Source organism: Armatimonadota bacterium (genome assembly GCA_016869025.1).
Taxonomy (GTDB): domain Bacteria; phylum Sysuimicrobiota; class Sysuimicrobiia; order Sysuimicrobiales; family Humicultoraceae; genus VGFA01.
Genome location: VGFA01000001.1, coordinates 50,849 through 69,611, shown reverse-complemented (window position 1 = coordinate 69,611; position 18,763 = coordinate 50,849). Strand labels below are relative to the sequence as shown.

Below are 18,763 nucleotides of genomic sequence, written 5' to 3'. Positions count from 1 at the left end.
CAAGAAGTCGAGTCGTTCACTCCATGCCCGCAGGGGGTCGGTCATGAAGCTCCTCCACTCTACGTATCTACGTACGGTCGCGCATCCATACTGGTCTCCCTGGTTGCCGGGGTGCTCTTCCTGGGCCTGCTGCTCGTGGCCAAACCCCAGTCCCCCGCGGAGGCGCAGCGCATCCCGGGCTATTTCGGCGCGGGCTATGTCGGCTCAGAGACCTGCGCCGGGTGTCACCAGGAGATCTACGATACGTTCCGTACCACGGGCCACCCGGCCAAGCTGCGGCCGGCGGCCGAGGCGCGCGCCGCGGGCATACCCAAGCCCGGCTACGTCTCGTGGGACCAGATCCGCTACGTGATCGGCGGCTTCCGCTGGAAGGCCCGCTACGTGGACCAGGAGGGCTACATCATCACGGGCAGCCCGGACGGCAAGATCAGCGGCCGCAACCAGTTCAACCTCGAGACCCAGGCCTGGGCGAACTACAACGCCGGCCAGAAGATGCGCTACGACTGTGGCGAGTGCCACACGACAGGATACAGCCCGGTCGGGAACCAGCACCGCAAGCCCGGCTTCGTAGGCACCTGGGCGCTGGACGGGATCCAGTGCGAGGCCTGCCATGGGCGAGGCCAGGTCCACGCGAAGGCCCCCAGCAAGGCCAACATCCAGACCGACCGCAGCGCGGCCCTGTGCGGGACCTGCCACCGCCGCGGGACAGACATGGGCGTGATCCCGGCCGCCGGGGGCTTTGTGGAGCACCGCGAGCAGTACCAGGAGTTCCTGGCCAGCCCCCACAAGGCGCTGAGTTGCGTTACATGCCACGACCCGCACCGGCGCGCCCGTGAGGTCAAAGCCAAGGGCACCTGTGAGGCGTGTCACACCGCGGCCGCCGCGGCGTTTCGGGGTAGCCGCCACCAGCGCGCGGCGCTAACATGCACGGGCTGCCACATGCCTAATACCGGCCGGAACGCCGTCGTCCGCAGCAAGTACGAGGCCGATGACCCCTCCCACCTCTTCAAGATCAACCTGGATCCAGCGGCCCGGATGTTCACAGACGACGGCCGCTTCGTCAGGGCGGGCTCGAACACGCTGGAGTTCGCCTGCCTGCGCTGCCACGCCGATCGCACCCAGGCCTGGGCGGCAGGAGTCGCCAGGGGCATCCACAGGCTGGGCAAGTAGGCCGTCGCAGCTGAGTTCCCCTGCGCTTGGAGAATACCGGCCGCTAACGACGCCACGCGCAGGAGGGTGTTCATGCGGATCCGTCTACCGGTGCTGTTCGTCATGGCCCTGGCCTTTGCGCTGGTTCCCCCACCCCCGGAATCCGCCGCGGCCCCGGCAGGACCCTCAGGTTGCGGGGCCTGCCACGCGCCTGGCAAGGCCCGCACGCTGGACGCCTCGCTCAAGACCATCAAGAACCATCCGCAGCTGCCCGCGCCCGCGGTGGCCGTGTGCCTTGCCTGCCATAAACCCCAGGGGCGCTCCGATCCCCTGGGGCCTGTTCTGCACAGGCGGCACCTGGCCGCGGCCGCCTTCATCACGAAGTTCAAGGGCACCTGCACTTCGTGCCACGCCGCGGACCCAAAGACCGGACTCGTCACCGTGATCGGCCTGCCGCCGAAGTAGCCCGTGACTTGAACTTGCACAGGAGGAGAAGCGTACATGCGAACCCCGCGATGGACGATCCTGATTATCTTGACTGTACTCTGCGTCGCCGCCGTCGTAACCTGGGCAGCGGCCAAGCCGGCGGACCTGGCGTTGCTCAAGCAGTTCTATGCCCCAAAGGAGGGCACCGACCTGGCCAAGGCCAACTGCCTGACCTGCCACAGCAAGATGCCGCCGACCAAGGCCGACCTCAACCCATACGGCAAAGACTTGCAACAGACGGCGGCCGGCAAGCCGGTTGACGAGAAGGCCTTCCGCGCCATCGAGAAACTCGACTCAGACAAGGACGGGTTCAGCAACCTCGACGAGCTGAAGGCCGGGACACTTCCCGGGGATCCAAAATCCAAGCCAAGGAGGTAGAACCCAACCCACGGCGAATCCGCCACGGAAAGCAGGGCCAAGATGGGGGTGAATTGTCCCATGCCGTACACAGTGAGGCTTAGTTCGTTCTGGGCCGTCGCGCTGGCAATTGCGCTCCTGTTCGGGACCGGCGCGGCGACGGTGCGTGCCCAGGCAGACCAGAGGGCGCAGTGGGCGAAGTCGAAGCACGCCAACCGCCTGCGCCCAACGCTCGAGGCCACGGCCGACGGCCGGCGCGGGCTAACCGCGGCGCACTGCGGCCGGTGCCACGCCGAGCAGGGATTCCTGGCGTGGCTTCCCCAGATGTAGAAGGGAAATCCTGGGCTGATCGCGCGACCCGACGGATCGCCTGCGGACATTCAGTACCTGGTCGGCATCGGCCTGAGCCGGTTCTCCGTCAGGCCGCAGACCTGCACGACGTGCCACCAGGCGGACTACAGCCTGCGCCAGGCCGGGACGACACCGCTTCTGCCGGCCGGATTCCGGGCGATCGGGGTGGGCTCGGGCGCGCAGTGCATGCTGTGCCACAACTCGCGCAACGGCGCCATCGTCTGGAACCAGGAGGACCCACGTCGGTACACGGCGCCCCACACGGCGTCGCAGGCCGACGTCATCATGGGCAAGAACGCCTTCTTCGTGGACTACGGCAACAACTTCGTCTCGCCGCACGCGACCTTCACCGGTGACTCCTGTGTCACGTGCCACGTCAAGATGAGCAAAGCCCCGCACACTTTCAAGGCCGACGTGACGGTGTGCTCCCGCTGCCACGGCCCCGACATGAATGCTGCCAGGGTACAGAACCCGACGAAGACGCTCATCCACGAACTCGAGGCTGCGATTGAAGCCAAGATCATGGCCAGCAAGGATCGCATCCGGAGCTTCCGGGCATGGGATGCGAAGGTCTACGCCTTCACCGATACCGTGACCCTGGATCCGGCTGCCATCACGTCGCTGGCCCTGGTCGAGGTCGCCGGTCAGCAGGGCCTCGAGTTTACGCTCAGCGGTGGGCGCAAGATCCAAACGCAGCTCGGGGAACTGCGGGATGCCGCGGGCCGGCCGACTTTCGCCACCAGCGATCCCATTGTCCGTGCCGGCTGGAACTTCTGGCTGGTCGAGGGCGCCGGCAGTTGGGGCGTGCACAACCCGCGGTTCGTGCGGCAGGTGGTGCTGAATTCACTGGACGCGTTGAGATAAGCTCTCGCCCCGGCGCCAATTGCGCCGGGAGAACCGGGAGACATGTAAGAGGCCGGGGCGCTTGCCCCGGCCTCTCCGTCATGAGCACGCAGAGGGCGGCGGAAACCTGCTACCGCCCGATCCGAACCGCGCGGACGGTCGCGGTGGTCTTCTCGCCCAACCCGAGTGTCTGCACGAACGAGACGAGGTGGTATCGGTTCCCCGAGTGGTCATCAAACAGCGCGAGGCTGAATCGAACAACCCTGCCGGCCCCGAACGGCTTGTCCTCGGGGTTGCCGGTGGCGAGCTTGCGGCGAAGATCGACCACCCACTTGCCCTGCTCCCAGGATCCGTTGGCCATGATGTCTGCACTGCTGCCATCTGGCACGCGCAGGACGTTCCTCGGGAGGAGATCGCCGGCCGTGAACCGGATCGCGGGGTCAAGCGGCACCGCGTTGCGGTCCGTCACCAGCGGCAGTTGCGGCAATAGATCGGTGAATCGGGCTTCCGGGATCGCCCTGAATCCGGTCTTGGCCTGGTCGTACATGAACGAGGGACGCGCCGGGGTCGTGAATGAGCTGCGGCCGCCGTCGGCAAGACGGTACTCCAGCACGTAGTCGTCGCCCGCGTATCCGACCGGGCTCGACCGGTAGGCCCGCCACTGCCACAGGTCGAGGAACGAGCCCTCGGCCCTCAGCCGTTCGAGTTCAGTTGGCGTTTTGACCTTGTCCCACCCTCCGGTCTCGTCGGCCACGGTCCGGGAGAGAAGGAGGTAGTGGCGCATGTCCGAGGCTCGAAGCACGCCGCCGAAGTACGGGTGGGTTCGCACCCGATCCCCCGCGACATTGGCAGGCATATTCTCCATGCTGTTGTGACAGGCGATGAAACACCCGGCCTGGTTGAACCCTGTCTGCGCACCATCAGCCGCGGGCACGTTGCGCTCGGTGATCATCAGCGCGAGCCGATCCTCGTAGCTGGGTGGGATGTTCGCCTTGGTAGCCTCGGGTTTCTCACCTCCCCACTCCACCCACCGTGTCCCGTCGAAGCGCCACAGCAGGTGGCTGGCCCCAGGCCGCGGCGCCCGCCACTCGAACCGCATGTAAAGGTACTGGTCGTCGAAGGCGGCGCGGACCGACACGTCAACGGAGCCGCGCTTGCCAATGACCGGGTCGGGTTCCAGGCGCCCGGGCTTGACCAGTTTCTCTCCGAGAGCCTTCTCCTGACCCTGGTGGCACGTCTGGCAGGTGGTCCCGGCGAGCACATCCTTGCTGCCTTTGTGCGACGCACTCGTGAGGAACTGCCACGAGACCTGACCTGGATAGAACACGGCAATGGTCGCCGCAGGGATCTTCGACCAGTCGCCTGGAAACGCGAAGAGCGCGGCGCCCTTGATCGCGGGCGATGCCTGGGCATCAGCCGATCTGAGCACCCCTCCCGGCGGCGAAGCGGCCAAGGCGAGCGTCACCACCACCCCGATCGACACGAAGACCTCAGTCCATCTGCGGAACCGCTGCATGGTTGGCCTCCAGTCTGTGCACGGCAGCCGTGCACGATAGAATAGTCGTCTGAGCAGCGCGCCTGCGTGCTCCGTCACGGTCCTGGTGTGGCTCTGGTTTTGAGGTAGAGCCCCGCCAGCAGCACCGCGATCACCGCCAGGGCCAGGACCAGCCCGCGCCGTCGGAATGCGATCTCGGCCAGGCCGGCCCGGCCAAGATCGGTCGCCTTCCGGCTGAGGCCGGCGCCTTCGGTTGCCGCAGAACGCACCTCCCGCAAAGAGAGGCTGTGCACCAGATTGCGCGCGAGGATGAGTTGCGTCTGGGCATCGCTCAGGGGCAGCTTGGCATCGGCCATGTCCATGCCCGCGTCCTCGGCACGGGCGACGATCTCGGCAGCAGCGGCCATGCTGGCCTTGAGATCATCGAGCGCCGTCCGGATGGCCTTGGCGGCGATTCCCCCCTTGCTTCCTTCAGCGTGGCACCGGGCGCAGACGGCCGGCGCGCTGGCCCCCACCATTTCATCTGAGGGCCGGAGGATCCGGTGGTTCCCATGACAGACGGTGCACTGCGGGAGACCCGCGGCCTCGAACACCGCCCGGTGGGGACTGCGCACAAACAGATCGCGCGGGGACGTGTGGCACTGCGCGCACACGTTGGCCACCGAGTCTACACCGGGCGGCACGGCGCCGTGGTTGCCGTGGCAATCGTTGCAGGCCGGCGCCTGCTTGCTGCCGCGTTTGAGCAGGGCCTCGCCGTGCACGCTGGCCTGATAGTCCGCGAGCTGGGTCGCTGGAATGCCGTAGGGCTTCATCGCGGTCGCGTCGGCGTGGCAGCGCGCGCAGGTGGTCGGCACATTGGCGGGGAACACCGGTGACCTGCTGTCGGAAGCCGCCAGGATCGGATGCACTCCGTGGCAGCTGGTGCAGGTTGCCACACGCAGGTCGCCCTGCATCAGCCTCCGACCGTGCACGCTGGTGAAGAAGCGCGCGACCTCGTCGGTCGGAATCGCAGGGTTGAACCGGCGCATCACCTCTGGTCTGCTGTGGCAGCGCCCGCACAGCGATGGGAGTTGCGCGGGCTTCAACTTCCCCACGAATCCACGCTTCGGGTCCATGGCCTCCAGCCCTGGGGCCCGAGGATCACCGCCGTGGCACGCCGAACAGGAGAAGCCCCGCTTCACGTGGATGTCGTCGGCGATCTTGAAGGTGGGCTCGGCCAGGCGGCCGCCCAGGACGCGGTGGCACTCAACGCAGGTATCCGGCGGCGCCACCGCCTGCGGGGGCAGCGCCGGCCCCGCCGCGACGCCTGCCGCCTGCGACAGCCACAACAGCCCGGCGGCGGCCGCGGCCAGCGCCCATGCCGCCGGTCCGGGCGGTGAGGTCCTACGGGAGGTCCTACGGAGCGAGGTATCCAACGATGGTCATCCCCACGATATACAATGCCGCCAGCACGCCCAGCGCCCGGGCGATCCGGGCGGCCCGCGTCGGCTGCTCCCCGCGCTCCAGGAAGGGCACGGCCAGGAGCACCACCGCGGCGAGCATGAACGCCACGATGCCCACCCGCTCCCCCTCCAGCCCGAGCACGTGGGCCGGGATCAGCTTCAGCGTGTGGAACATGAACACGAAGTACCACTCCGGCTTGATGCCGGCGGGCGCCGGGGCCAACAGGTCGGCTTTCTCCCCTACCGGCCAGGGGAACAGCACGGCGAGCGCGGCCAAGGCGCCCAGGACTAGCAGCCACGCCATCGACTCCCGGAGTACGAACCCGGGCACAAACGGCAGGGCGCGCGCCGGGCCACGCCCCTGCGGCTGGCTCATGCCGTGCAGCTGGATCAGGAACAGGTGCAGGCCAAGCACCAGGGTGGTGATCGCCGGCAGGATGGCCACGTGGATACCGAAGAAGCGGCTCAGCGTGGCTTCCGTGACGTCCTCGCCTCCCCGCAACAGCACCAACAGCGGTTCCCCCACCAGCGGGACGCTGCCCACGATCTCGGTCCCTACTTTGGTGGCGAAGAAGGCAAGGGTGTTCCACGGCAGCAGGTAGCCGGTGAAGCCGAAGGCCAGAGTAAGGAAGAGGAGCAGCGCTCCCGAAACCCACGTGAGTTCCCGCGGCCGCCGGTAGGCCCGCAGGAAGAAAGCCCCGAACATGTGGGCGAATACCCAGAAGACCATCAGGTTGGCCGCCCAGCTGTGCACCGAGCGGACCAGCCATCCAAACTGCACCCTCGCCATAATGAATCTGACGCTATCGTGCGCCGCGTCGGCCGTAGGCCTGTAGTACATGAGCAGCAGCAGCCCGGTGACTACCTGGATGAGGAACAGGAAGAGTGTGACCCCGCCGAAGTAGTAGACGTACCCGTGCCGGACCACGGGAACCGTCTTGTGGCGCAGGAACTGGTCGGCGGCCCGCCACCGGAGCCGTTCTTCGAGCCACGGGCCGAGACTCATCGCTGGCCTACGCCGGCCGGGTCACGACGATGTCGTCTTCCTTGACCGTGACGCCAAAGGCGGCGAGCGGCCGGGGCGGGGGCCCGGCGAGTACGTGCCCGTTGAGGTCGAAGTGCCCGTCGTGGCAGGCACACCAGATGTGCCCTATCTCTGCGCGGTACTGCACGGTGCAGGACAGGTGCGTGCAGACGGCGGAGAATGCCCGGTATGCGCCCTCGGGCGTGCGCACGAGGATGGCCGGCTTGCCGCCAAACAGGAAGACTTTGCCGGAGTTGGGCTGCATCTCACCCACCTTGGCAGCGACGACGCTCCCTGCGGTGACCTCCTTGACGGGCGGGGGAATCAAGTAGCGCAGAACTGGGTAGAAGACAGTCCCGGCCAGGGCCGCCAGGCCCGCGCCAAGCAGGTAGTCGGCCAGCGATCGCCGGGTAATCTGCAATGGGCTCCTGGCCATGCACCATCACCCCGAGGGCCTAGCATGTCGCGACTACTCGTTTGCCGTGCGCGATGCTTCCGGCGGGCCGGGGCATGCGCCCCGGCCCCGCCGTCGTTCCCCCCGTCGCTTGCTCAGGCAGGCACTACCTTCACCTTTGTGTCATAGAACACCGCGCTCGCCCCAACGATGTCCTGCAGGCACGTGTTGGGCATGTGCGGGTCGGTGCGCATCGCGGCGTTGGCGTGGATGCCGGTCGCCCTTCGCGGATCGCCCTCGATCCTGCGGCCGTTGATCGTTATGTCGGATGCGCCGGTCGCCCAGTGGCCGTAGCCGAGCGAGAAGCTAACAACCCCGGGCCGGATTCCCTCCCCGACCTGCAGCTTCCCGACCATGGGCTTGTGCCTGTCGTTCTTGAGGTGCCAGGTGCCCTCGGGGTTGGTGGCGGAGACGATCTTCACGGGTTGGCCGTCCTTCAGTCCCCTCTGCGCTGCGTCCTTCGGGTTCATCACCACGAAGTTCTCGGGCTCGAGCGCGGTCAGCCAGTAGTTGGTGATGGTGCGGCTCTTCGTCTGCCTGATCGTCCGGTTGGTGATCAGATGCAGGTCAAAGACCTGGGCGTCATCACGGATCGGCCGGCCGAGGCTGTCGGCGATCGGAAGGTACGTGGCTATACCCGGCAGCGACCTGCCGGTCATGGGGTTCTTCGTGGTTGCGACCTTCTCGGAGTAGAGACTCACCAGGGTCCCGTAGTGACCGCGCAGCTTGTCGCCGTCGAAGGAATCCTCGTAGTTGGCGAACCGGCCTCCCCGGTTGAGCACGTAGACCACTTTGCGCCACCAGCGCGTGCCCAATACTACCTTCCAGCGCTCGGGGTCGAAGACAGACCTGGGCAGGTGCGCCCGGCTCGCCAGGAACAGGCGCTCCTCCTCCGGGGACGCATCGGGCACCTCGTCACCGGCTCTCGTCCCAAAAGCCACGTTGGCCACCAACCGCACGTAGAAGTCGTCCGGCCGCAGGAAGTCCTGCCCTGGTCCGAAGCCGTCCTTGCCGAAGCCGGGCAGGCCCAGTTTCTCGGCGATGCCCAACAAGACGGCCTCGTGGGACAGTGGAGTCTCCTCTCCGAAAACCCTCACTGTCCGCGTCAGCGGCGCAATCACCGGGCTGAAGATCGGCTGCACGCGAGGCAGCACGTTCGGGTGGTTCCCTTGGAACTCCCATCGTTCGAGGTAGCTGGTGTCGGGGAAGATGTAGTCGGAGTACATCGTGGTGGTACCCACCACGATGTCCGTCGCGATGAACAGCGGCACCTTGGTTACGTCGGCAAGAATCTCGATGTTGGTGTGTCCGGAAGGCAGCGCGTAGATCGGCGAGCCCATGTGCAGATAGAGTATCTTGATCGGATAGGGGTAGGCATCTCCCGCCGAGGGAACGACCTCCTGGTAGATGTCGCTGGCCAGCGGGAACCACGGCCGTTTGGCCGGATATCCACTGAACAACGTCGACTCCTCGTAGTTGATGTCGTGGCGGATGATGCTGGTACCAAAGGGCGTGGTGCTCCCGGGATGGAGCGCCGCCACGCGGAACGGAGCGCCGGTGGCGCCGGTCTGGCTGTAGGTCTGCCCCCAGGCCGAGCCGCCCCGCCAGTCGTAGTTCCCCACCAGCATGTTCAGGGAGAACCACGCCATGCTGTTGTAGAAGCCGTTGGTGTGCTGACTGACGCCACGGTGGATGTCCGCCACGGCGCGCTTGCCGTGACTTGTGAACTCCCGTGCCAGCGCGACCACGTCCTCGGCCTTCGCTCCTGCCAGAGCGGCCCAGGCCGATATGGTCCGCTTGCGGGACTCGTCGTAGAGCAACTGGAACGAGGTCTTGACGTGGAACGATCCCACCATGGTGTCCGCGAGCAGGTCTCCCTCCACAGGAGTCCGCGTATCGTACGGGTCCACCGCGACTGGCCGTCCGTCCCGCAGGACCACAAACAGGTCGCGGTCCGACAGCCCGATCTCCGAGGCCCGCAGGAAGGTAGTGGGCTGCCCCCTATCGATCTTGACCAGCCAGGGTGCGTTGCTCCAGGTGGGTTCGCCGTCGGCAGATGCTGCGGCCCTGTTAGCGTTTGTGAGATAGCGCGCGTCGTAGCGCTTCTCCTCGATGATCCAGCGCGTCATTGCCATGGCCACGGCCGTGTCGGTGCCTGGGATGGTGGGCAGCCACTTCCATGCCTTGGCTGCCAGCGGCGAGAAGCGCGGGTCGAGGACTGCGATCTTCATTCGCCCTGATGCGATGGCACCGGTCACCTTGGCGGCGCGCAACGGCGGGCCATACCCTCCCTCCAGCGCGTTGGAGCCCACGAAGATGACGAATTCGGCGCTCTCCAGGTCGGCCTGCCAGTAGAACTTGCGGCCGCCGGTCCACCGACCGCCCTGGTACTGCTCGCTCATCGCCTTGCCGGCGAAATAAAGCGACCCCTGACAAACCGTGGTGTGGCCGTGGCGGTTGATGGACCCGAATGCCCCGTCCACGAAGCGGGCGACCAGATCGCCGCGGCCTCCCTTCTCACGGCCCCGCAGGTAGACGAACTGGTTGTTCTTGGGCCCGAGGTCAGGGTGGTCCGGGTTGATGAGAACGTGCAGGTGATGCGCGTGCTTGCGCTTGAACTCGGCCACGGTCATTCGCTTGGCCCGAATGGCCGCTACGTCTGCCGCCATGGTGCGCGCCAGCGCCGGGTCGCGCAGGGCCCAGACATCCTTGAACCCCTCGACGTGCCGGTTCTCCTCACCGGGAACGTGCGAGAAGAGGCGGCCGCCGTTCACGATCTCGCTGATCGCCTGCTCAAACGGAACCGTGATCCACTTTCCCGACCCACGCGGGCCTGCGCGCTTGAGCACGCTCCGGAGCCGGTAGGGATCGTAGGCGGTCTGGATGCCGGACTGGCCCTTGGGACATATCGAACCATCCACCGACGCAAGATCCGCGATAGGCGTCCGGTACGGCAGGTGCGGGTTCATCGTCCAGGGGCTCAGCGGGTTGCCGTCAATCTTGACCGCAACGTCCTTGACCATTCGGACCTTGATCCCGCACCCCGTGTTGCATTGGAGGCAGACAGTGTACAGCGTGTTCTCAGGTCGGCCCAGGCTGTACGGAACGCCCTCGCCGGCCTCGGCCGCCAGCGGGTTCATGAGGGTCTTCTGTATCCGGCTGAATATCGCGGTTCCTCCCAGCAACGCGGCGGATGTGAGCACACCCCGGCGGCTCAGCACCGCATCGTGCTTCACCTTTCGCGGCTTCGTCTCGGTCGGCTTGGATTGATGCGGCTTCTTGGCCATCGTTTCCTCCCTATTTCCCGTGGCAGGCGTTGCAGGATTCGGTGCTGGGAACCGAGATCGTCGCCCGTCCAGCGGCACCGATGTAGTAGACCCGTGGCCGAGTGCCCATGCCTTCGTTGATGCGCTTCGGCTTGTCGCGCCCGACTAACTCGGCGGCCAGGCCATCCTTGTCGCTCGCATCGCCGAAATAGGCCGCCCCGCCGACGCAAGACGAGACGCACGCCGGCAGCAGCCCGGCCTCGATCCGCTGCAGGCAGAAGTGGCACTTCCGCCCGGCGCCAATCGGCAGGGCCCCTTCCAGGCGGGTCCAGGAGCGGCCGTACTCGACGTGAGGTCGCGTCTCGTAGGCCTGGAGCGCCGGGGTGCCGTCGGTCCAGTACCTGCCCTCATCGAACGAGAGCGCCTTGTAAGGGCAGACCTTCTGGGCGGCCTCGAATGCCCTGCGGCCGAACTTGGCGTAGTCCACGGTCACAATCCCATCGGGCCGCTTGGCAATGGCACCGGGGCTGACCGCGTTGGCGGCCTTCACACAGGGAGGATTGTCGCATTGCTGGCAGTTGGTGGGCTTGTAGACTCCCTCCACCTGGGGAAAGGTACCGGTCTCCATCTTGAGGACGGTCCTGTACGCCACCCCAGGCGGCAGGCCGTTCTCAGCCATGCACGCCACCGTGCACGCATCGCAGCCGATGCACCGGCGGGTGTCCACAACCATGACCCAGTTGCGCCGCTCCACGGGCTTGCCCAGCGCCCGAAGCAGTTCCCGCTGCATCCGGACGAGCTGGTGCTCACCCGGCTTGGGATCACGGATCGCCGACGGCAGAGACGGCTGGGCCTGAACGGTCCTGCCGGTCAGAGTACCCGCGAGGACTCCCCCGGTCCCGACCGCCACCGCGGCCGCGGTCCCCTTCCGGAGAAAGGCGCGCCGCCCCATCACCGGAGGCGCCTGGACTTGTTCCTCAGGTACCTTCGCCACGCTGTGACCTCCTTGTTGTGCACCGGCTCTCCGCGGTGCACGGCATGTGATTGTTGCCGTTCGGATTACATGCTAGCGGACAGATACCCTACGGGGTTATACGGGCAATACCCTATTTCCTCCTAGGGCCAAACCGGGATTTGGGGCTATCGGGCGGGTCAGGCGGGGCCGGGGCCAGCGGGCGCCGGCGGGCTGTCCGCGGGTTCAGGCAAGCGGCCTTCCGGCAGCGCCCCAATCTCCTGGAGCTCGTCGAACTCCTCGGGGTGCTCGTGCCGGAGCCGCTCAAGCGTGATCTTGCCCGAAAACATCGCCGGGTCCATGGGGAAGACGTCCGGCCGGAAGTGCGCATTGTAGAAGTGCCACAGGACGACGGACAGCATCGCCAACAGGGCCTCTCCGCCGTGTGCGACCCGGGCGGCAGGCACAACCACACCGGGCAGCCACTGCGTTACGGTTGAGGGGAACCACATGATCAGACCGGTGGCGGCCATGATCACCGTCCCCCAGAGCACGGCCCAGTATTCGAACTTCTGCCTGTAGTCGAACCGGCCGAACCGCGGGCGCTCCTCGCTGCGGCCCGACAGGAGCCGAACGTCGGCGAGCATATCCCGAATATCCCGTATGCTCAGATTCATGTCGTGCCTGCGCACAGGCCGCTTGCGCGTGGCCACGACCACAACCAGGTGGTAGAACCCCAGCGCAATCAATATGACCGCGAATGTCCGATGGATGAACCGGGTCTGGTCAATACCCCCGAAGAGCACGATCAGCCGCTCGCCCCACCCCACGCTGGAGTACTTCTGCGGCAGCCCGGTTATCACCAGGGCATTGAAGGAGATGAGCAGCAGGAAGTGCTCGACGCGCTGCGCCAGGGAGAAGCGTTCGAGCGCGGAATCCCCGCGGCCGTCTTTCATACCTCCCGGCCTCCCCATCGGGTCACGGCCCAAAACCAGAGATCCAGTGCCGTCAGCAGCGCCAGCAGGCCCACCACGCCCGGGATGAGGATCTTGTAGAAGACCTGGACCATGTACACCAGAGGGGAGTGACGCATGCTCGGCGGCTGGTGCTCGTTCCAGGCCGTGGCAAAGAACCGCCCAGCATTCTTGTGACAGGTCCGGCAGGTCGCCAGGACGTTCGCCGTCGCCACCGGAGATGCCGGGTCCGTGGGCCGCCTGACCGCATGCGCGGTGTGGCAGTCGTAGCAGACCGCGGACGGCGACGGAGCCAGTGGCGTGGCCAACCGATAGAGACGCGTGGTGACTCCGTGGAACTCCTCAACGTACGCCTGGTAGACCGGCCGCAGGCCGTACCTGCCCATCACGGCCGCGTCCGCGTGGCAGTTCCCGCACGTTTCTGGGATGTTGTTACGGAATGCCGCGGACTTCGGGCGCACGACCGCGTGGGCGGTGTGACACGAAGTGCAGGTCGGCACGTCGGCCAGCCCCATCCGCAGGCCCTGCCCGTGGATGCTCGCCTCAAAGACCTTCGCCTGGTCGGCGTGACACGTGGCGCATATCTGTTGGGCCAGGACATGGTAGGACCGCGCCGTCCTGGCGGCAACCGGGCGGTGGGGGTAGTCTCCCTGATCCGTGTGGCAGGTGACGCAGGTCAGCGGCGCGTGGACCGATGCCGCGAACTTCTTGGGGTCCACGGTTACGTCTATCTCGCCGCCGCCAGGGAAGCGAACCTTGGAACCTTCTACCTGGTGACACGCCAGGCAGGTCTCATTGGTTTGGGCGAGCCCTGCCTGGGGAAACGCCAGCATCCAGAGGGCCGCCGACAGGATCAGCCAGTACACTCAGTTCCCCCGCCAGGCGACGTTACGCCCAAGGATACCGGATAGGTATCGCTGCCTGCAATAGGCAGCGCGCGGCGACCTACCGCGCGTACAGGACGACGAACGTCGCGTAGATGCCGGCGCTCATCATCGTTGCGCCGAGCAGCGCGGTTGTCCCGTTGACGATGGCCCAGAAGGCGTTGCGGGTACCGCCCTTCAGCCTGCGGCCCCCGTGCAACACCAGAAAGGCCCCTACCGCGGCCAACGACCAGAAGACCAGGAATGCCAGTGCCAGTCCGACCGGATGCATTGTGCTCCCCCCTTCTACGCTACCTGCTGTGCCAGATCACCCTGAATAGCCCGAACAAGATCGCGCACCGTAGCCGCCGTTGTGCGCCGGCACTCGAGCACGCGCACGGCCTCATCTACCAGGTGCATCACGACGACCTTGGTGTGCGTTCCTGCGTCCATCAGCCGCAGCACCATATCCGGATGTCGCTCTTCTGTCTCCTGATCCACCAGCACCACGTCAGGATCCGCTGCCCGCACGCACGCCAGTGCCGCATCGCCGGTCCTAGCGATCCCGATCACTTCCAGATCCTCGCGGTGCGCCAGACTCCGGATCGCCCGGACGAAGGCACTGCGTTCAGACCAGATCAGGACCCGGCAGCGCATGATCGCGTCCTCCTGCTCACATCGTAGGCGGAGCTGGGCCGCGATCCCATCGGTGCATAGAGCCATATGGCGGGGGAAGATCGAAGCATGTCGTTCCCGTTCGGGCGGATAGCCAGCACCAGCAGCAGAGAGTCCTGATTGACTAGGCGTGGGTAGTCCCTACGGGCCAGGCCACTCCACGAGAGACAGAAGGGGGGTCGGGCTGATTGTCTAGGAGTCAGGCGGGGTTATCAGCCCCTCGCGAAGAGCGTACATGACCGCCTGCACGCGGTTCTGAAGGTGCAGCTTCTCCAGGATGTTACGCAGGTGGTTCTTCACGGTGTTCTCGGAGATCTGAAGGTGGCGCGCTATCTCCTTGTTGGCATCGCCCTTAGCTACCAGCTCGAGCACCTGCCGCTCGCGCGGGGTCAGCGCCGGCCCCGGCCTGGGTGAGGGCGCGGCGAACTCGCGCAGGATCTTGGCGGCCATCGGCGGTGCGAGCGGTGCCTCCCCTCGCTGTACCTGGTGCAGACAGGCGATCAGGTCATCGGGGTCCAGGTTCTTCAGCAGGTAGCCTTGCGCGCCGTTCTTGAGCGCTCCAAACAGGTCGTCCTCGCTCTCGGACACCGTCAGCATCACGATCCTCACGTATGGCATCTCTTCCTTGAGGCGCCGGGTCGCCTCCAGTCCTCCGACGCCCGGCATGCGAACGTCCATCAGCACCACGTCCGGCATGAGCTCCCTGGCGCGCTCGATCGCCTCATTGCCATCTCCGGCCTCGCCAACGACCTCGATGTCCGGCTGGCTCGCCAGCAGGCTCGCCAGCCCACGGCGGAACAAGGCGTGATCGTCGGCGAGAAGCACGCGGATCTTGTCCATCATCCCACCCTCATCTCACCCTCATCATCGCTCTATGCCAGCGGGACCAGGAGGGCCACCGTGGTCCCCTGCCCAGGTGCGGAGGTGATCTCCAGCGTACCGCCAATGCTCTCGGCCCGCTCGCGCATCGTCTCCAGTCCGAATCGGGCACCCGCGGCTCTCTGCACGGCCCCCACATCGAAACCGCAGCCGTCATCGCTGACGCGCACTACCAGGCGGCCTTCTTCGGCTGCCAGATCCACCCGCACCGCGCCTGCCCGCGCGTGCTTGCGGACGTTGGTCAGCGCCTCCTGTACGATGCGCGTCACCTGGACTGCGGCAAGCGCTGGTACGGCCGGAATGGAGCCCCGGACCTCGAAGTCCACCGGGATCCCGCACTGCTCCCGGAGCCGCCCGATCTGGCCCCGCAGCGTGGCTTCGAGGTCTTGCTGCACGCCGGCGGTCCTCAGACCCAGTATCGCGTGGCGGACCTCATCGTAGGTCTCATAAATCGTCAGCCGGATCTGAGCCAGCTCCTCCTGCGCTTCTGATGTCCTGCCCGCCAGGACCAGGTCCTCGGCCAGCTTGGACTTGAGATTGAGGTATCCCAGGCTCTGTCCCAGGCTATCGTGCATCTCGCGCGCCAGACGGTCGCGCTCTTCCAGAATTGCAAGGCTCTGAACCTGTTGGTAGAGGCGCGCGTTCTCGATGGCAATGGCTGCCTGGTTGGCCATCCGTGTGAGCAGGTGGATCTCGTCGTCCGCCACCGGCCGCACCCGCCGGTAGGCCACAGCCAGGCACCCGACGGCCTGCCCGCGCGCGACAACAGGTACAGCAAGGTGCGTGTGCAGTCCTTCCTGGCGCACGATACCGTCCAGCTCGTGGCTGATGCGCGCGTCCACCAGATAGTCGCTCACGACCATCGGCTGGCCGCTGCGGATGACGTACCCTGCGATCCCCTGGCCGGGTGCCAGCTCCACGCCCTCCAGCGCCTCGCCGCGAAGGCCCGCGACCGCGCGCACAACCACGCGGGGGTTGTCCTCATTCATGAGACTGAGAACCCCCACGTCCGCAGCCAGAAGTTCTCGTGCGCCGGCGACCACGTGCTCCAGGACCTGGCTGAGATCCGAGAGCGCCGTTATCTCGGTCCCCAGCCGGTATAGGGTTTCGGCCTCCCTGCGCCTGGTGGCGGTCTCCTGGAACAAGGTCGCGTTCTCCACTGCCACACCGACCTGCTGGGCCACGGTGGAGAGCAGGCTGACGTCCGCCTCCGTGTAACGACCGCCCACCTGGCCCAGGACGGTCAGTTCTCCCAGCAGCCGATCCTTGGCGCGGAGCGGCACCCTGACAAACGGCCGGACAGCGCCCCCTGGGGCGAATGCCACATCGCCCACGGCGGTCGCGCCGGGATCGAACCCCTTCATCCGCGAGATGTCCGCTCCGGAGGGACCCCTCAGGACGCTCGTCCCGGATTCACCCGGCGTCGAGGGAAAGACCGTAATCCCTCCCCCATCGCCGCGCACCAGGATCAGCACGTGATCCACCGTTGCCTCGAGGATCGTATTGAGATCGAGCGAACTCGTGACGGTGGATACCACGGCGTTCAGTGCTGCGAGTTCGTGCGTCCGGCGCTCGAGTTCCGCGGTCCTGGAAGCCACGCGGTCTTCCAGCGTGCGGGTCCACGTTTCGGCGGCCCTCCGTGCCGCCTCCCCCGTTTCCAGGGCCTCCTTCTGGGCATCCAGGCGTGCCTCGGTGGCAGAGGCCAGACGGCGCGTGGCGTCCATCTCAAAGACGCGCAGTACGCGCAGCGTCAGGGCCGCGATGATCACCGCGATGGCGGATCGAAACAACTGAGGGGGGATCCCGACGGCCGACAGGAAGGTATCGTAGTTCACCACGGTTGCCGGAAAGAGCGGCGCAGGAGGCACGACGACTCCGGCCATCACCGCGTTGGCGACAAAGGCCAGCGCGGTCCACCGGCACGCGCGTGCAATGGTGCCATAGGTGATGCCCGCCAGCCGCCGGCCTTCCATCCAGAACCCGGCCGCGGCCAGCAACGACGCCGGGAGAAACAGCACATACCTCAGCCAAACGTCGGCCTGGGCAGAGGCCGGCGCCAGGATCCTGGGAACCCACTCCGGACCAAAAGGAGGAACCGCGGCGTGGCACCGCAGGCACGAAGGGGAACGTGTGACCTCCTCGACTGCGGCCGGCGCCAGATGCGGCACGATCGTCCAGTTCAGCGCCCAGAACACCGCCAGCACCAGTGGCACGGCCCGGACGGCAGAGGCCCGGGGCGCAACCGACGCGATCAGGTCGGCGCCGAACTGGGCCAGCGCGAGCACGGACGCCGCGAACAGCGCCAGGCGCACGATGCGCACGGTGGGTGCGATTACCTCAGCCATCATCGGGGAGGCCAGCCACATGTCAATCCACCCGACGCAACCGTGCAGCATGCCGAAGGCGGCCAGATAGCGCAGGGGGCGGATCAGCATCAGATCGCTGGGGCGGCGGGCCTCAAGCGCGATGGCCAGGCCCATCGAGAAGAAGGCCAGGCCGTAGACAAAGAAGACGGAGACCAACGGCGTCATCGGCGTTCCCTACCTGTTCTCGCCCGGAGGGGCGCCCGCCTGCCTTCCAGGGTGATCTTCCCCGTGGGAGCAGGGATTACCCATGGGGGAATTGAACCTTTGGGAATCGCCCGCTCCAGAAGGGCATAGAACCCATCTTCCGTGGAGTGCGAGGTATGTACCTGACCCGCCTGCTGGCATGGCTGCGTTCTGTGGATGCGCGCGTCCGCGCGCTCCCCCGGTTCCTCGCCGCCGCCGTGATGGCTTCCGGAATCGTGCTGGCTGCATCCGGGGTCCTTGGGGCCGTACGCAGCTACGACTACACCATGAACAACCCTGAGTTCTGCCGTTCGTGCCACACCATGGAAGCAGCATGGACGGCGTGGCAGAAGAGCGAGCACCGGAAGGTTGGATGCCACAGCTGCCATGCTGCCAACATAGTCGAGAGCGCCCGGCAGGTCATAACCTTCGTCGTCCGCCAGCCCCGCGCGGTGGGCAAGCACGCGGTGGTGCTCAAAACCGTCTGCGCCCGCTGCCACGAGAGCGACGATCCCAGGTGGCGGCAGGTCGCGGCAACGCCAGGCCACCGGCTCCACGAACAGGAGCGTGGGATCGAGTGCGTCGCATGCCACTCGCCGGGCGTTCACCGCTTCAAACCTCCTGCTGATGCCTGCGGTAACTGTCACGTCGCCCAGGCCCGGGGAGAGCGAGTCGTTCAGATCCGGGCCATGGCAGACCAGCACTGCGTCACATGTCACGAGTTCCTCCGTCCCGAGGTCCCGCTGCAACCGGTCCGCGAGACGTGCCTCAACTGCCACCGGTTGGTTCCGAAGGAGGTCGGCTCCTGGCCCGCCGGCGCGCCGATGGAGTTCGCCTGCGCTCAGTGCCACAGGCCGCACGAGAGGAGCCAGCCGGTCGTGGCATGCGCGGTCTGCCACGCCGAGCCCAAGGCCAAGATGCACCCCGCGTCGGTGCTGAAGAGTACCCCGTGCACCGCCTGCCACATCCCCCACCGTTGGAGCGTAGGCCGCTAGCACGGAAGA

18 protein-coding genes are annotated in these 18,763 nt (G+C 66.5%); 6 read left to right on the top strand and 12 right to left on the bottom strand.

What is annotated here, in order from left to right; genetic code table 11:
• Positions 1 to 111 precede the first annotated feature (111 nt).
• The 5 genes from FJX73_00350 (at position 112) to FJX73_00330 (ending at position 3,207) form a co-directional block, all read left to right on the top strand.
• A complete protein-coding gene (locus FJX73_00350) occupies positions 112 to 1,170 on the top strand; it encodes a hypothetical protein (protein MBM3469234.1) in 1,059 nt (352 codons plus the stop codon).
• Between the two features lie 72 nt (positions 1,171 to 1,242).
• A complete protein-coding gene (locus FJX73_00345) occupies positions 1,243 to 1,614 on the top strand; it encodes a hypothetical protein (GenBank protein MBM3469233.1) in 372 nt (123 codons plus the stop codon).
• A gap of 36 nt (positions 1,615 to 1,650) precedes the next feature.
• Entirely contained in the window at positions 1,651 to 2,013 is a 363-nt protein-coding gene (locus FJX73_00340) for a hypothetical protein (protein ID MBM3469232.1), read from the top strand.
• 72 nt (positions 2,014 to 2,085) lie between these two features.
• On the top strand, positions 2,086 to 2,322 hold the full coding sequence (locus tag FJX73_00335; protein MBM3469231.1) for a hypothetical protein: 237 nt from the start codon (positions 2,086 to 2,088) through the stop codon (positions 2,320 to 2,322).
• 207 nt (positions 2,323 to 2,529) lie between these two features.
• The gene (locus FJX73_00330; GenBank protein ID MBM3469230.1) at positions 2,530 to 3,207 is read left to right on the top strand and encodes a hypothetical protein; all 678 of its coding nucleotides are present in this window, start codon (positions 2,530 to 2,532) and stop codon (positions 3,205 to 3,207) included.
• Between the two features lie 109 nt (positions 3,208 to 3,316).
• Here the strand turns inward: FJX73_00330 and FJX73_00325 are convergent, their stop codons facing one another.
• The 12 genes from FJX73_00325 to FJX73_00270 form a co-directional block, all read right to left on the bottom strand.
• Positions 3,317 to 4,702: a hypothetical protein gene (locus FJX73_00325; protein MBM3469229.1), complete on the bottom strand. Its 1,386-nt coding sequence runs from the start codon at positions 4,700 to 4,702 to the stop codon at positions 3,317 to 3,319.
• A gap of 74 nt (positions 4,703 to 4,776) precedes the next feature.
• A complete protein-coding gene (locus FJX73_00320; GenBank protein ID MBM3469228.1) occupies positions 4,777 to 6,096 on the bottom strand; it encodes a hypothetical protein in 1,320 nt (439 codons plus the stop codon).
• Positions 6,077 to 7,129 carry a cytochrome bc complex cytochrome b subunit gene (locus tag FJX73_00315; GenBank protein ID MBM3469227.1) on the bottom strand — a complete coding sequence of 351 codons (1,053 nt, stop codon included), beginning with the start codon at positions 7,127 to 7,129 and terminating at the stop codon, positions 6,077 to 6,079. Before FJX73_00315 ends, FJX73_00320 begins: the two co-directional genes overlap by 20 nt.
• A 7-nt stretch (positions 7,130 to 7,136) precedes the next feature.
• Positions 7,137 to 7,583, bottom strand: coding sequence for a Rieske (2Fe-2S) protein (locus tag FJX73_00310; protein MBM3469226.1), 447 nt, complete (start codon positions 7,581 to 7,583; stop codon positions 7,137 to 7,139).
• A 113-nt stretch (positions 7,584 to 7,696) separates the two neighbouring features.
• Positions 7,697 to 10,888, bottom strand: coding sequence for a molybdopterin oxidoreductase (locus tag FJX73_00305; protein ID MBM3469225.1), 3,192 nt, complete (start codon positions 10,886 to 10,888; stop codon positions 7,697 to 7,699).
• Between the two features lie 10 nt (positions 10,889 to 10,898).
• Positions 10,899 to 11,657: a 4Fe-4S dicluster domain-containing protein gene (locus tag FJX73_00300; protein ID MBM3469224.1), complete on the bottom strand. Its 759-nt coding sequence runs from the start codon at positions 11,655 to 11,657 to the stop codon at positions 10,899 to 10,901.
• Positions 11,658 to 12,019: 362 nt separating this feature from the next.
• Positions 12,020 to 12,793 (bottom strand): cytochrome C, encoded by a 774-nt coding sequence (locus FJX73_00295; GenBank protein ID MBM3469223.1) that lies wholly within the window; start codon positions 12,791 to 12,793, stop codon positions 12,020 to 12,022.
• Positions 12,772 to 13,659 (bottom strand): hypothetical protein, encoded by an 888-nt coding sequence (locus FJX73_00290; GenBank protein ID MBM3469222.1) that lies wholly within the window; start codon positions 13,657 to 13,659, stop codon positions 12,772 to 12,774. The genes FJX73_00295 and FJX73_00290 overlap by 22 nt, the downstream gene beginning before the upstream one ends.
• Before the next feature lie 79 nt (positions 13,660 to 13,738).
• Positions 13,739 to 13,948, bottom strand: a complete 210-nt coding sequence (locus tag FJX73_00285; protein MBM3469221.1) for a hypothetical protein — start codon at positions 13,946 to 13,948, stop codon at positions 13,739 to 13,741.
• A gap of 14 nt (positions 13,949 to 13,962) precedes the next feature.
• Positions 13,963 to 14,313, bottom strand: coding sequence for a response regulator transcription factor (locus tag FJX73_00280; GenBank protein MBM3469220.1), 351 nt, complete (start codon positions 14,311 to 14,313; stop codon positions 13,963 to 13,965).
• Between the two features lie 210 nt (positions 14,314 to 14,523).
• Positions 14,524 to 15,171 (bottom strand): response regulator transcription factor, encoded by a 648-nt coding sequence (locus FJX73_00275; GenBank protein ID MBM3469219.1) that lies wholly within the window; start codon positions 15,169 to 15,171, stop codon positions 14,524 to 14,526.
• Positions 15,172 to 15,203: 32 nt separating this feature from the next.
• A complete protein-coding gene (locus FJX73_00270; GenBank protein ID MBM3469218.1) occupies positions 15,204 to 17,741 on the bottom strand; it encodes a GAF domain-containing sensor histidine kinase in 2,538 nt (845 codons plus the stop codon).
• A 155-nt stretch (positions 17,742 to 17,896) separates the two neighbouring features.
• On the opposite strand from FJX73_00270, the gene FJX73_00265 reads away from it, so the two are divergent.
• Positions 17,897 to 18,754 (top strand): hypothetical protein, encoded by an 858-nt coding sequence (locus FJX73_00265; GenBank protein ID MBM3469217.1) that lies wholly within the window; start codon positions 17,897 to 17,899, stop codon positions 18,752 to 18,754.
• Positions 18,755 to 18,763 lie beyond the last annotated feature (9 nt).